Raw genomic sequence first — 14,453 nt, forward strand, 5'->3', positions numbered from 1 at the left:
TCACCTCTTTTTATAATTTTTTTACTTCTTCTGGGTTAATTCTACCTAGAGGCATATCCTTAAAGTATTTTGTCACCATAATAATAGCTAGAGCTGAAAAGAGAATAGCGCCTACGATACAGCTCATAAAGAACCACAGGGGCATCCCCAAAACATAAGAATAGGTTTCTGGTGATTTAGAGCCAAGTCCATAACCCCAAACAAACCACCAAATTAAGTTTAGGATACCTAAACCTAACCCCATTAAAGCTTCTTTGTTACACTGCTTGTAACGAGGGTCTTCAATAAACGCTACTGATTCGTTCTTGTTTTTAGCCATAGCTTTTAACCTCCCTTTTAAATATTTTTATAAACTTTGTCCTTCGGGATGTATTGCTTTTAGCCTGCTAACTCTGCAAGTGGGAGATGAAGCAATACATCCGCGAAGTAACTTAGGCTACAATTCAGCAAGAAAAAAATTCCCCTTAGATAAACAAACTAAGTGACTGACTCAAAATCATAGATTCTGGTCATCTACTTTTGGTCATCTAATTATAAATTAAGGCTCATTTTAGCTAATAGTACTATATATCTTCTTCATCATTGAGATATAATAAGGCTGTCAATGCATAGATTTTTGTTGTCTCCACCAATTCTTTAATTTCCACATACTCATCGGCCTGATGGGGAATAAGGCGATCTCCTGCTCCAGTGGTGACAATGGGAATGCCCTTTAAACAATTTAAGAAGGTACCGTCAGTGGCTCCAGGAACCCCATTGTAGATAGGCTCTTTTCCCGTCAATATTGTATAAGCATTACTAATGGCTTGAACAACATGTTCCTCCTTGGGTGTTTCTGTCCAAGGTCTTTCTTCAATAACCTCCATAGAAGCTTTAAAATCTTTGTTTTCTTCAGCCAACCTGTCAATAATTTCCTGGATTTCTTTTTTCAGTATCTCGTGATTCTGTTCTGGAACTGTCCGTATATCCAATGTTGTATAACACTCCTTAGGGATAACATTAATTTGAGCCTCTCCTTTACTGGGGGCCATGAGGATAGTAGGAGTAATACTGGGATATCCTAAGTAAGGATGCTTGCCTAATCTATTGATTTCCTTCTGCTGAAGCTTTTCCAACTCACATATTACCTTAGCCATACCCCAGTTAGGATTAATCCCTGCCAGTGGCATAGCTCCATGGGCCATCTTTCCCTCAACTCGAAGGATGATTCGCATAGCACCTTTTTGAGTAATACATATATTGTTTTCCTGAGGCTCACATATTACAGCAGCATCTACTTCATCTGCCCAGCCTTTTTTAATAAAATCCTTGATGCCAAGCATCATACCTTCCTCGTCTACAGGGATACACAGCAAAATTTTCCCGAAAAACTTCTGCCCAGAATTAATAATGGCCTTTACAGCAAAGATAGCAGCAGCTAGATTTCCTTTGGTATCACAGGCCCCCCTTCCATAAATGTTTCCGTTATCTATAACGCCATCAAAGGGAGGATAGTTCCACTCATCTAGATCCCCGGCTGTCACTACATCTGTATGACCTTCAAACAAGAGGGTTTTCCCCTCCTCTGCCCCCTGTAGGATAGCGATAACATTGGGACGACCAGGAACTACTTCGTCTATATATACATCTAAGCCCATCTTTTTTAAATAATCGGCAACAAAATATGCAACCCTTTCTTCATTGCAGCCTTCTTTTTTAGGATCATAGACACTGTTGATTCTTAACAATTGCTGTGTAAAGGAGATTAACTCTTCTTCATTAACCATATTCACTACATTCAAATAGGAGTTTCCTATTAAGTTTTCCGTCATTCCTTACACCTCCAATTCTAAAAATAACATCTATTAATATCATGAGACTATAGAACTCTATAAAAATTCTAATAATATAGAATATTTAGATAATTATTAAGCTAATAGGGCTACTGATTTTTTTCTAATACAGTTATTAAATTGGTAAGCACCTTGTTAACTGGTGTTTTCACACCTAATTTTTCACCTTCGGTGACAACAGCCCCATTAATCATAGCTATTTCTGTTTTTCTTTTGTTTAAAAGGTCTTGAAGCATAGAGGATTTATTTAGAGCTGTAGCTCTACAAATTTTCTTTGTGTGGGCTACGGGATCACCGTAGGGTAGCTCTATCCCCCTAGCCATAGCTACAGCAAGTGCCTCTTCTACAGCTAGTTCCAGCAATTCCTCTGTTTCCTCAAACTCTACTAATTGTCCATTTCTTAGATTAGTAATGGCAGTCAAAGCATTGATACCTACATTGACTAAGAGCTTTCCCCAAATTAACCCAAGAACGTTATTAGAAATATTGGTTTTTAGACCTCCAGCTGTAAAAGCTTTATGGATTTCTTTTATCCTTGGGGAAGTAGTACCATCTAGTTCTCCTATATAGGTATCACCTACACCTGCATGATTGATTTTTCCTGGTGCCAGCAGGGTACAACCTTGAGCAGTTGTTCCAGCAATAATATTTTTTTTATCTATCGTCTCCATTATTTTTTCTATATTTCCTAATCCATTTTGAAGGGTAAGGACAGTCGTATTGTTATCACATAATTTTTTGTGTTGAGAAACAGCAATATGGGTTATAGTGGACTTTACAAAGACAATAACCAAATCCATAGCTTCGGCATAGGAGGGATTGGTGGTGGCTTTAATGTTTTTGATAGTTCTATGGCCGTTGACACCTTCCATCGATAAACCCCATTGATTAATGGTATCCACATGCTCCTGCCAAACATCCACCAGCAAAACCTCCTGGCCCCCCTCGGCTAATAGTCCACCATATAAAGAGCCCATTGCTCCAGCTCCTATTATGGCGATTTTCATCATTATACCTCCTTTAATAAAGACGTTTTAACTCCTCTTCCTTAACACCACTGAAGACGTTGGCTTCTTGAGGAAATTTCTTTTCTTTTACTTCGGTTTTAAAGGTTTCTAGTCCCTTAACAATCTCTTGGCCAAGGTTGGCATATTGTTTTGTAAATTTAGGAATAAACTTTTCAAATAAACCAAACATATCATGAAATACTAAAACCTGACCATCACAATATCTACCGCCACCAATACCAATGGTAGGGATGGATACTTTTTGAGTAATCAATTTACCGACTTCCTCTGGGACTGCTTCAATAATAAGACCCCATGCCCCAGCTGCCTCTAGAGCTAAAGCGTCCTTTAACAGAGCTTCTGCTGCTTCTACGCCTTTACCTTGAACCTTAAAGCCACCAAGCTTAGAAATAGTCTGGGGTGTAAGGCCAATATGTCCCATAACAGGGGTACCAGAATCCACAATGGCTTTTACGATGTCGGCTACTTCTACACCACCCTCTAGCTTAATGACATCACAGCCCCCCTCCTTCATAAGACGGTTTGCATTAGTGATGGCCTGTTCCCTAGAGATGTTATAAGACCCGAAAGGCATATCCCCAACAATAAGAGGATTTGGTGCGCCCTTTACAACAGGGCGGATGTGATGGAGCATCTCATCCATAGTGACGGGGACAGTAGAATCATGCCCCAAAACGGTCATAGCTAAGGAGTCGCCTACAAGAATAATTTCGATGCCTGCTTTATCCACAAAGTAAGCAGTGGGATAATCATAGGCAGTAGTCATGCTGATTTTTTCTCCTTTTTCCTTCATTTCCTTTAGTTTGTGAATTGTTATCTTTGCCATGGTAAACCTCCTTTATATTTTAAATGAAATCATTACAGCCCAGCTCTCTAGAGAATTTCTCGCATACGGTTTTTACTAACTCGACATAGCCTATATTTTCTGCCCCTTCATCATAACGATATTTTGGCACAGCAATACTAATGGCGGCCACCACTTGGTTGTGGTAATTTCTAATAGGGGCAGCGATACATTTTAAATCAGCAACATATTCTTCATCATCAATGCTATAGCCTAGTCTTCTAATTTCTGTTAACTCCTCCATCAGCTGAGATAAACTTTTTACGGTTTTTGGAGTGTAAGGATAAAAGACCTGGTCCTTTAAAAGATTTGTTACTGTCTCCTGGGGCATAAAGGCCAACATAGCCTTTCCTAAGCCAGTGCAATAGATAGGAAGTCTTTTACCGATGCTTAAATCCACCTTGATGGTGGCAGGACTTTCTATTTTATCAATGTAGATAATGTATGGTCCATCCTGTATAGCCAAATTAACTGTCTCGTGGGTTTTGGATAGGAGTTCCTCTAAAAAGGGCTGGGCCTGTCGTCTTAGACCTAATTTTTCCACTACATTGTTGCCCATTTCAAATAGCTTAAAGCTATTGCTATATTTTGGGCTAGTAGGACTTTGTACAACGTAGCCCTTTAATTTCAAGGTGGATACAAGACGATGGACAGTACTTTTATCCCAATTCAATTTTTCGCTGAGTTCACTAATTCCCAATTCCTTTTCCTTGTCTAGAACCTCTAAAATATCAAGAGCCTTAATAACCGACTTAATATAATTTGATCGTTGGGACATACTTCAACATCCTTTCTCATAATGCGAAACGATATATCGTATTGCACAATAAATGTTTATACAATCTATTCTATGTTTATGTCTAAACTCCTTTATTTTTTTAAAAATTCTAAAATTTATTGTCAATTGAATGTTGAGTATTGAATCCTGCAATCTTTTCCTATAAAATAAAAATATAATTTATCAATATTTTACTAAGCTGAATTTAATAGTAATTATTCACATATTTTATATTAAGGGGCTTTTATCAATAAAGGAGAAGAGGGGGGAGGGGAAAGAAAGGAGAAGGGATTTATAGGTTTTAAGATAGAAGCTTCAAGAAAACAAAAAAGGAGGTTTTACATTGAAGTTGACAACAAAGATATTAATCGGTCTTATTGCAGGTATTATTGTGGGTCTTATATTAGGGGGAACGCCAGACTTTGCAACCACTTATATAGCACCCTTTGGAACGCTATTTTTTAATCTTATTCGAATGATTATTGTACCTTTAGTATTTTCTTCCCTTATTGTGGGGGCAGCCAGTACAGGAGATGTGAAAAAGCTGGGTAGAATTGGTGGAAAAACCGTAGCATTTTATCTAATTACTACAGCCATAGCTGTAACCATAGGACTTATTTTAGGAAATGTTTTTCAACCAGGAGCCGGCTTAACTATACCTATAGATGCTGCAGTAGAGCCGGGACAGACACCACCTTTATCACAAACACTAATTAATATTGTTCCCAGTAACCCACTAAATGCTTTAGTAACAGGAAGTATGCTTCAAATTATTGTTTTTGCTCTGTTTTTAGGAGTAGGGGTAACATTAGTAGGGGAGAAGGGTAAGCCTTTCTTGAATTTCTTTGACAGCTTAGCAGAAGTTATGTATAAAATCACAGCTTTTATTATGACCTTGGCACCCTATGGTGTATTTGCTTTAATTACCCCAGTAGTAGCTCTAAATGGTCCTGCTGTATTGATGCCTCTATTAAAGGTAATTGTGGCTGTATACTTAGGAGTAATTCTACACTCCTTAATTGTTTATTCTTCTTTAGTAAAGATATTTGGAAAAATGAATCCAATAAAATTTTTCAAGGGTATTTCTCCAGCTGCTACGGTGGCCTTTAGTACCGCCAGTAGTGCAGGAACCCTGCCGGTAACGATTAAATCTGCAAAGGATAATCTAGGGGTACCTAATGGCATTGCCAGCTTTGTATTACCTTTAGGAGCGACCATCAACATGGACGGTACCGCCCTTTATCAGGGAGTATGTGCGTTGTTCGTAGCCCAGGTTTATGGCTTGGATTTATCTATGGCCCAACAGCTGACAATTGTATTGACAGCTACATTAGCTTCCATTGGTACAGCCGGGGTTCCGGGGGCTGGTTTCATTATGCTTACTATGGTTTTAACCTCAGTAGGATTACCAATAGAGGGGGCCGCCCTAATAGCTGGTATCGACAGAATATTAGATATGGCTAGAACAGCTGTAAATGTAGTTGGTGATGCTGCAGTAGCTGTATCTGTATCAGCTACTGAAAATGAACTTGAAGTTCCAGAAGAAGTTAAACCAGTATAAAAACCATATAAAACCAGCCCTAGAAAACAATTCTAGGGCTGGTTTAGATTTTTTGTAAAGTTTCATTAATAACCAAAGTGTTATTTTCTAATAAATCAACAATTCCAGAGATTGTTTTTTTATTAGAATCTATAATTAACTGTACTACGGGTCTAGTGAAAAATCTTCCGTTTATTCGCTTAACTATACCAACACTACCATCACTTAGCTTTACTAAACTATTAATGGGATAAGGGTTAATATTATAGATGAAAGCTTTTGTCAATGTGGGATCAAATAAGGTTCCTCCGCTCCCCATGATAAATTCCAGCACTTCTGATACTGGGGTAGCCCTTCGATAGGGTCTATCGGAGGTCATGGCATCAAAGGTATCAGCTAAGGCTATAATTTTTGAAAATATATGGGTATCAGCATAGGAAATATCCTTTGGATAACCACTGTTATTGTAGCGTTTATGATGCTGCAGGGAGGCTACACGGACAATGGGACTTAATTCTGTCTTTGTCTTGAGGAATTCATAACCTTTGGTAGTATGGGTTTCTATAATTTTTAATTCCTCTGGTGTTAAAGGACTGTTTTTTCTTAAAATTTCCTCCGGAATAAACATCATGCCTATATCATGGAGGGCAGCGGCCAAAGCCAGCTTTTCTAAATCACTCCTATTTAAACCCAAGGTAGTTCCTAAAACCAAAGAATGAATCATAACATTGACAGAGTGTTCATAAATATAGCCTTCTATTGTTTTTAAGTCCAAAAGTTCAATAACAATATCCTTTTTAGAAAAAAGCTCATCTATAACGGTGGAAATAGTAGCCTTTGCCATGGTTAAATCCCCATTAAAACCATCCTTCAGATCTTTCTTCGGGTGTTTTACTGTAGAAGCTAATTTCCTAATGTGACCAATGGCTTTTTGTCGTACTTCGGGTTTAATAATATCCTCAAGCTCTTCTTGGGAAAATTCGTCCTGTATGTATACCTTTGTATGGCCTATTTCCAATAATTTAGCCACTAAGGAAGGTTTTAGTGGTACCCCTTTAGACAACAAAATTTTTCCCTGATCACTAAAAATCGGTACAGCAAGGGTATAATCTTCCGTAACTTTAGTTAAATCCATTATTCTCATTTCCATCACCTTTTCTGTTGAACTAAGAGAGTCAGTACATAAAATATGTTACTACAATACCATATTGCAGGTAAAAAATCTACACGAGAAATAAAAAGAAAATAAAGATAAAAAAACAAAATTTAAACAAAACAAATAATTCATTGTCATATAAAAATTCTGAAAAATTGATAAAAAAATAACATGTTGGTATAATGTTTGTATGCAACTAGAAAATGAAAACAGTAAAGGAGTTGTACAGAATGCATAAACAAACAAGGGACGTTATCGTTGTGGGATTCGCACTGTTTGCCATGTTTCTAGGAGCAGGCAATCTTATTTTTCCACCTTCCTTGGGATTCATTACAGGTGATAACTGGATACTGGCAATGTTTGGATTTTTACTTACTGGTGTCGGTATGCCTTTATTAGGAATTATAGCAGTGTCAAGAGCGGGAGGAACAGTGGATCATCTTGCTAATAAAGTTAATCCTGTTTTTGCTAAAATATTAGGGGCAATGATTATGTTGGCCATAGGACCTCTGCTGGCTATCCCTAGAACTGGAGCCACTACCTTTGAGATAGGGATTCAGCCTTTATTTCCAGAAGTCAGCTCTATCCTAGTATCAATTATTTTCTTCTCTATTACTTTATTCTTTTCATTAAATCCAACAAATGTTGTAGATAAGATAGGTAAAGTTCTTACACCGTGCTTACTAATCGTCCTGGGAATTATTATCTACAAGGGAGTCACAGCCCCCCTCGGACTACCTGTCACCACAAACTTAGGACAAACCTTCTCCATAGGATTTACAGAAGGCTATCAAACAATGGATGCTTTAGGCTCGGTTATTTTAGCTGGAATTGTTATTAGTAGTATAGTTCAAAGGGGCTACACCAACACCAAGGATCAAATTAAGCTTACAATACAGGCGGGACTGATTGCTGCTATAGGCTTAGGTGTTGTCTACGGTGGATTGATTTATTTAGGTGCTACTGCCAGTGGTCTTTTCACAACAGATACTACTAAAAGTCAGTTAATCATTGGAATCACCCAGGAGCTTTTAGGGTCCTTTGGTACGGTGGCTTTAGCAATATCTGTATCATTGGCTTGTTTAACCACTTCCATTGGTTTAACGGCTACTGCGGGAGAATATTTTAATAAGCTTTCCAATGGAAGACTTAGCTATAAAAGTATCGTTATTGCAACAGTGGTATTTAGCGGAGTATTTGCCAACATAGGGGTGGAAAAAATAGTAAGACTGGCTATTCCCATACTGGTAACCCTGTATCCTATCGTTATTGTTTTAATTGTTATGAATATATTTGATGTATATATACCGAGAAAGTCGGCTTATCCAGGAGCTGTTTTCGGGGCGTTAATTGTTAGTCTATTTGATGCTTTATCAACAGTGGGGATAGAATTCAGTTATATTACAAACTTGATTGCAAGGCTACCCTTAGCAAACCAAGGTTTTGGCTGGCTTATTCCAGCTGTGGTAGGTACCATGGTCACGATGATATTTATAAAACCTCGACAAAAACAACATCTTTAAATAGCCATAGGAAGTGGAGGTTTGTTGCATAGAGAGGTATAAATGTGTTACCATAAAGTAAATTTTCAACTGTAGGGAAGGGTTTCATCTTATGGAGATGGAACCCTTCCCTACAGCTTCAGGATGAAATGAGACTGGATTTAGAGGAGATGCTCCTTCCCGTTTAATTACAGTCCAAGTTATTTCTAGGGTATAGTACTTGAACTTCTGGTTATGAAAGAAGGAAAGCCTTAGTAGTACACTGAAGATAAGACTTGATACTTTATATTTAGAGTAAAGAAAGAAGGAGTAGGGATGGAAGATATAGGTTTATTGGCTCCTAGGTTTGTAATAATACATTACTTTATAAAATGGTTTATTAAAAAATTTGGACTAGCCTTCTATTGTCTTGTTATAGTCTTACCTTTACTCGTCATTGCCCTTTATACCCTAAGACAAAGTGCCAAAGGAAAAGAGTGGGATCGGGTTTTAATGATTGTGATTTTTATGCTGATTGCCTTAGGGGGACTGATCGGTCTAGGTTTTGATATACATAATGGATACTCTATGGTCCCTTAATGGACTAAAAAACCACCAGCTAAGGGTGGTTTTTTAGTCCGTTTATAAATAAACTTATATAGCTGTCGATTATCTCCTCCGTAATCCTATCCTGGGCTATACAAATATGATACATAACCATATAGTTGATACCACCTAAAAAAGAGATAGATGCTGTCTTTGTGTCAATCACCCTAAATTCTTCTTCTTTTATAGCATCGGCTAATATTGTCTCAACCATGGTAATAACCCTATCCTTTGTTTCTATCATAAGGGACATAATCTCTTCCTCATGCCTCCACATCTCTTGGGAAAATACCTTCAATATATCTAAATGCTGTTGAGTAAAGCCAATAATCAACAGAAAAAAATTTCTTAGCTTTTCTTCTGTCGTCTGCTGCTTTTGGAGAACAGACTCAATATTGCTGACGTAGATTTCTAAAGAAAACGCCAGGGTTTCTTGAAATAGATGCTTCTTACTTTCAAAATATTCATAGATGGTACCCTTACCCACTCCAGCCACGTCTGCTATATCTTCAACCTTAGCCTTGTGAAAGCCCTCACGGGCAAAAACCTTGATAGCTCCATCGATTATCAGTTCTCTTTTGCTTCGAACGATCTTCATGATCTGCCTCCTAATTAATTTTCAACAGAAACTTTTTTTCTTTTAAGCAATTTTTGTTTAACAAAACTAGACATTCTGTCAAAGACCATATACATAACTGGAATAAATATCAGGGTTAAGAGGGTGGAAAGTAATAATCCTCCGATCACTACTGTTGCTAAGGGGGCTTGGGCTTCTGCACCTTCACCTATCCCTAAGGCTAAGGGTAATAAACCTAGCATAGTTGTTAAAGCTGTCATAAGGATAGGTCTGAGTCTTGTTGGACCAGCCTTTAAAATAGCCTCCCTCATAGACATCCCCTTACCTCTGAGGATATTGATGTAATCCACTAATACAATAGCATTGTTGACAACTATTCCTGCCAATACAATGACACCAATGATAGCTGGTACACTTAAGGCTCTACGGGTTATAAATAAGCCTAGAGCACCTCCAGAAAAGGCTAAGGGTACAGAAAGCATGATGGTGAAGGGGTGTAACAGGGATTCAAACTGGGAGGCCAATACCATATATACCAGTAGTATAGCTAAAATAATGGCCAAACCTAAGCTTTTAAAGGATTCTACCAGGTCCTCATTTTCTCCACCTAACCTATAGGAATAACCCTCAGGCATGGGGTAATCCCCCAGCTGATCTTCAATATCCTTAGCAATACTTCGCAAATCTCTACCTAATATGTCGGAGGTAACCCTGATGGTTCGCACTTGGTCATCCCGCTCAACCCGTGTGGGGCCTTGAGCTAAGGAGATATTTGCTACCTGTTCTAGAGGTACCATAACCCCTAGGGGAGTCATTAACTGCATTTGACTGAAGTTGGCTATACTTTCCTTTAAATAAGGATGACTTCTAATAACTACGTCCACCTCCGTACCCTCCACCTTATATCGGGTAGCTACTGTTCCTTGAACATTGCCACGGATAGACTGGGCTACCTGAGCAGCTGTTAATCCATAGCGGGAGGCGATGCTTCTATTAACTGTTACCTGTATTTCAGGTTTTCCTTCTTCAAAACTAGATTTTACCTCTCGGGTACCTTCAACTCCTTCAACCAAAGCAACAATATTGTTGGATAATTCCCTTAGAACCTCAATATCGTCACCTTTGATGGCAATAGATATGGGAGAACTAGAAAAGCCTGCTCCCATTCCTTGACTCTCCATGGACTGAACAGATATAAGGGCACCTGCAATTTTAGAGGTTTTTCCCCGAATTTCATCGGCAATTACTTGACTGCTTCGATTACGCTGACCTAATTCCTTGAGCATTACAAAAACTTCAGCCCTATTGCCGCTGCCTCCGGCATTGACAAACATATTACCACCGCCACCTAATAGAACGAATACTGAATCCACCTCCGGTATATCGGTGACAAGTTCTTCAATCCTCATGGCCACCTTATCGGTTTCCTCCAATTTGCTACCTGTTGGTAATTCTACGTCAATAGTAATAAGGCCCTCGTCCATAGCAGGGAAAAATTCAGCACCAACAGTAAAGAGTAACCCTATAGATGTTACAAAGATAACAAAAGCCAACAAAATTGTTAATTTTTTGTGGTTTAATCCCCAAGCCAATATCCCACCATAGGTTTCCTCTACTTTAGTAAAGAAGGTCTGGAATCCATCCAATAGTTTTTTAGATAGGGTAGTTCTTCTATGGACCTCATGGGACAGCTTTAAAATTTTAGAGGATAACATAGGAACAATGGTAAGGGACACAAATAAGGATGCCAATAGGGAGAAGGTTACTGTCATGGCTAACTCCTTAAACAGCATAGATGTAATACCCTCTACAAAAACAATAGGTAAAAATACTGCCACCGTTGTGATGGTGGAGGCAGTAACAGCCATGCTTACCTCTCCAGCCCCTTCCTTTGCCGCCTCGATACGGGAGTAGCCCTCTTGACGGAAACGATAAATATTTTCTAATACAACGATGGAGTTGTCCACCAGCATACCCATGCCTAAGGCCAATCCTCCTAAGGTCATGAGGTTAATAGTAACCCCAGAAAAATACATAAGGGAGAAGGTGGCGATAATGGAAATAGGGATAGCTATACCAATAATAAAGGTGGTTCGTATATTTCTTAGAAACAGAAAGAGGATAATAATCGCCAGCAAACCTCCAATAATAGCGTTTTGAGCAACATTTCCAATGGACTGCTTAATATAGTCGGACAAATCAACAATCATGTTAAATTCAATGCCCTCCAGCTCCTGATCAAGCTTGGAAAACTCTTGATTAATTCTATTGGCAACCTGAACGGTATTGAAATCTGATTGTTTGTTAATAACTAAAATAATACTAGAAACCCCATTGGTACGAGATAAGCGATCGGCATCCTTAGGAGCTAGGGTTACCTCTGCAACATCCTTTAGATGAATAATACCACCATTACTTAGAACAATAGGAAGGTTTCTTATTTCTTCAATGCTTTTAAACTCTCCTAAGGTTCTAACCAATAGCTCCCGTTGTCCCCTCTCTACTAATCCCCCTGGAAGATTAAGGTTTTCACTCCGTAATATATTGGCAAGATGATTAACCGATAATCCGTACATTTGTAACTTAACAGGATCGGCTGTAATTTTCACTTCGTTTTCATAGCCCCCTGCTACTGTAACAGAAGCTACTCCAGGGAGACGCTCCAATCTACTTTTTACCCTATCCTCAGCAATACGCTGAATTTCTGACAGATTTTTATCTCCCGTAATAGCCATTTGTATTATAGGTAAGGCTCCTGGATCGATTTTACTTACTCTAGGAGTGGTGGCATCTTCAGGAAGAAAATCCTGAATCATATCGATTTTTTCCCGCATTTCTAAAGTAGCTAAGTCCATGTCTGTGCTATCATTAAATTGTATTACTACAACCGAGCTCCCCTCACTGGAGGTGGAGGTAATATTTTTTACATTACTGACGGTAGCCAATACCTCCTCTACAGGTCTAGTAACTAAGTCTTCTATTTCGTAGGGACCTACTCCTGTGTATTGGGTGCTGACAATAGCTACGGGAACATTAATATTAGGTAATAAATCTATGGACAGCTTTGTTAAGGAAACAAAGCCTAATAATAAAATAATGCAAATCACCATCACCGTGGTAACTGGCCGTTTCACCGATAAATGAGAAAGCTTCATTAGAACTCACCTCTAACTATGTTGACTTTGTAACCATCCTTTATAAAGTCCTGACCTTTGATGATGACGACATCTTCTGTAGTAATACCTTCTACTACTTCAATCAATTCACCACTATCTAAGCCCACCACTACATCTTTTCTTACAGCTCTTTCATCGGAAACTACAAAAACATAAAAGTTTCCACCCTCTTGAAGAACAGCATCACTAGGAAGGGTTACTACATCTGCTTTTTCATTGGTATTAATATAAATATGGGAAAACATCCCAGGTTTGATGATCCCTTGAGGGTTATCCACTTGTATTTTAATGGTGTAGAGTTGGGTCATAGGATCAGCCACTGGATTAATAGTAGTGAAGAACCCTTTTCTTATCTCATCGGAGATGGAGGGAATCACAAGGTTGACATTATCTGCTTCAATAACTCGATTAATCATCCCCTCTGTAACCTGTATAACAGCTTCAAGGGTGGATATATCTGTAATTGTCAATGCAGGCTGGGGGGATACCAAACCCTTTTCTTGAATTTGTAGAGAGGATACAATACCATTTATAGGTGCAGTAACAATGGTATTGTCTAAGTTTTTTAAGCTATTGGTGTAGGCAGTTTTGGCCTGTTCCAGCTGAGCTTCATAGAGGGAAAGCTGTGCTTGAGAGGCTTTCCTATTTTCATAATTTAATTTAGCCTGTTGATAGGGTATATCAGAAGCCATTAGTTTAGCCTGTTCATAATCCTGTTGAGAAACAGCCCCAGCCTTGTATAGCTGCTCTATTCTATCAAAATTTGTTTTGGCATTGTCGTAGTTCTTCTTAGCAGCTTCATAGCCAAGTCTAGCATTAGCTATTTGTTCTTCTAAAATCTCTTTCTGTAAATGATAATTTGCCAAACTGGTTTCGTAGGCCAACTGGGAAGAGGCTACATGGTCTTCAATGGACTCTCTGTCCAACACAAATAAAACATCACCCCTTGTGACATAATCACCAAGCTTGACGTTTAAGGTTTTGACCTCTAATAGACCCTGAATTTCCGGAATAACTGTGACAGCATCAACCGCCTGTAGCTGACCACTTAAAGTAATACTTTGGGAGATATCCCCTAACTGAGGCTTCATTACCTCTACAGCAAAGACGTTTTCTTGATCTGCTTGGGCTTTGAGGGCGGCATCACCGCTACACCCCATCAATAAAAGATTAAGTAAAATAAGAAAAAAAATAAGCAACGAAATCCGTTTTGACATTTTAAAACCTCCGTTCAATTAATCCGACCGAACAGTCAGTCTACCTAATTATAATTTTTTTGGTAAACAATGTCAACTGGTGGAAAAGCCTAAAAATGTAGAAATGGATTGTTTTTTTACAGAAAGAAATAATACCTATAAAAACAACCTTATATCTTGTGGATAAGGTTGTTTTTATTAACACCATTACCCACATGCTTGTCCCCTTCAAAAACCAA

The 14,453-nt window shown here is 38.5% G+C and carries 12 protein-coding genes; 3 read left to right on the plus strand and 9 right to left on the minus strand.

Annotated features, from left to right (window positions below):
- Positions 1 to 10 precede the first annotated feature (10 nt).
- From BLS22_RS10470 to BLS22_RS10490, 5 genes are all read right to left on the minus strand, one after another.
- Positions 11 to 319, minus strand: a complete 309-nt coding sequence (locus BLS22_RS10470; RefSeq protein WP_090553703.1) for a YhdT family protein — start codon at positions 317 to 319, stop codon at positions 11 to 13.
- A 244-nt stretch (positions 320 to 563) separates the two neighbouring features.
- Positions 564 to 1,811 carry a M20 family metallopeptidase gene (locus BLS22_RS10475; protein WP_090553704.1) on the minus strand — a complete coding sequence of 416 codons (1,248 nt, stop codon included), beginning with the start codon at positions 1,809 to 1,811 and terminating at the stop codon, positions 564 to 566.
- 110 nt (positions 1,812 to 1,921) lie between these two features.
- The gene (locus BLS22_RS10480; RefSeq protein WP_090553705.1) at positions 1,922 to 2,839 is read right to left on the minus strand and encodes a ketopantoate reductase family protein; all 918 of its coding nucleotides are present in this window, start codon (positions 2,837 to 2,839) and stop codon (positions 1,922 to 1,924) included.
- Positions 2,840 to 2,852: 13 nt separating this feature from the next.
- Positions 2,853 to 3,686, minus strand: coding sequence for a 3-methyl-2-oxobutanoate hydroxymethyltransferase (panB, locus tag BLS22_RS10485; protein ID WP_090553706.1), 834 nt, complete (start codon positions 3,684 to 3,686; stop codon positions 2,853 to 2,855).
- 19 nt (positions 3,687 to 3,705) lie between these two features.
- The gene (locus tag BLS22_RS10490) at positions 3,706 to 4,482 is read right to left on the minus strand and encodes an IclR family transcriptional regulator (protein ID WP_090553707.1); all 777 of its coding nucleotides are present in this window, start codon (positions 4,480 to 4,482) and stop codon (positions 3,706 to 3,708) included.
- A 343-nt stretch (positions 4,483 to 4,825) separates the two neighbouring features.
- Here BLS22_RS10490 and BLS22_RS10495 point away from each other — a divergent pair, with 343 nt between their 5' ends.
- Positions 4,826 to 6,043, plus strand: a complete 1,218-nt coding sequence (locus BLS22_RS10495; RefSeq protein WP_090553708.1) for a dicarboxylate/amino acid:cation symporter — start codon at positions 4,826 to 4,828, stop codon at positions 6,041 to 6,043.
- Between the two features lie 43 nt (positions 6,044 to 6,086).
- Here the strand turns inward: BLS22_RS10495 and BLS22_RS10500 are convergent, their stop codons facing one another.
- The gene (locus tag BLS22_RS10500) at positions 6,087 to 7,166 is read right to left on the minus strand and encodes an HD-GYP domain-containing protein (protein WP_176762138.1); all 1,080 of its coding nucleotides are present in this window, start codon (positions 7,164 to 7,166) and stop codon (positions 6,087 to 6,089) included.
- Positions 7,167 to 7,408: 242 nt separating this feature from the next.
- Between BLS22_RS10500 and brnQ the strand changes: the two genes are divergently transcribed.
- Positions 7,409 to 8,701 carry a branched-chain amino acid transport system II carrier protein gene (gene brnQ / locus BLS22_RS10505; protein WP_090553710.1) on the plus strand — a complete coding sequence of 431 codons (1,293 nt, stop codon included), beginning with the start codon at positions 7,409 to 7,411 and terminating at the stop codon, positions 8,699 to 8,701.
- Between the two features lie 294 nt (positions 8,702 to 8,995).
- Complete coding sequence (locus tag BLS22_RS10510; RefSeq protein ID WP_090553711.1) at positions 8,996 to 9,259, plus strand: hypothetical protein; 264 nt, start codon at positions 8,996 to 8,998, stop codon at positions 9,257 to 9,259.
- 19 nt (positions 9,260 to 9,278) lie between these two features.
- On the opposite strand, the gene BLS22_RS10515 is transcribed toward BLS22_RS10510, so the two are convergent.
- From BLS22_RS10515 to BLS22_RS10525, 3 genes are read right to left on the minus strand one after another with little or no spacing between them, the layout of a single operon-like run.
- Positions 9,279 to 9,863 carry a TetR/AcrR family transcriptional regulator gene (locus BLS22_RS10515; protein ID WP_090553712.1) on the minus strand — a complete coding sequence of 195 codons (585 nt, stop codon included), beginning with the start codon at positions 9,861 to 9,863 and terminating at the stop codon, positions 9,279 to 9,281.
- A gap of 14 nt (positions 9,864 to 9,877) precedes the next feature.
- On the minus strand, positions 9,878 to 12,997 hold the full coding sequence (locus BLS22_RS10520) for an efflux RND transporter permease subunit (RefSeq protein ID WP_090553713.1): 3,120 nt from the start codon (positions 12,995 to 12,997) through the stop codon (positions 9,878 to 9,880).
- Positions 12,997 to 14,235: an efflux RND transporter periplasmic adaptor subunit gene (locus BLS22_RS10525; RefSeq protein ID WP_090553714.1), complete on the minus strand. Its 1,239-nt coding sequence runs from the start codon at positions 14,233 to 14,235 to the stop codon at positions 12,997 to 12,999. The genes BLS22_RS10520 and BLS22_RS10525 overlap by 1 nt, the downstream gene beginning before the upstream one ends.
- Between the last annotated feature and the right edge of the window lie 218 nt (positions 14,236 to 14,453).

The sequence above is a fragment of the Natronincola ferrireducens genome (assembly GCF_900100845.1).
In the GTDB taxonomy this organism is placed as follows: domain Bacteria; phylum Bacillota; class Clostridia; order Peptostreptococcales; family Natronincolaceae; genus Natronincola_B; species Natronincola_B ferrireducens.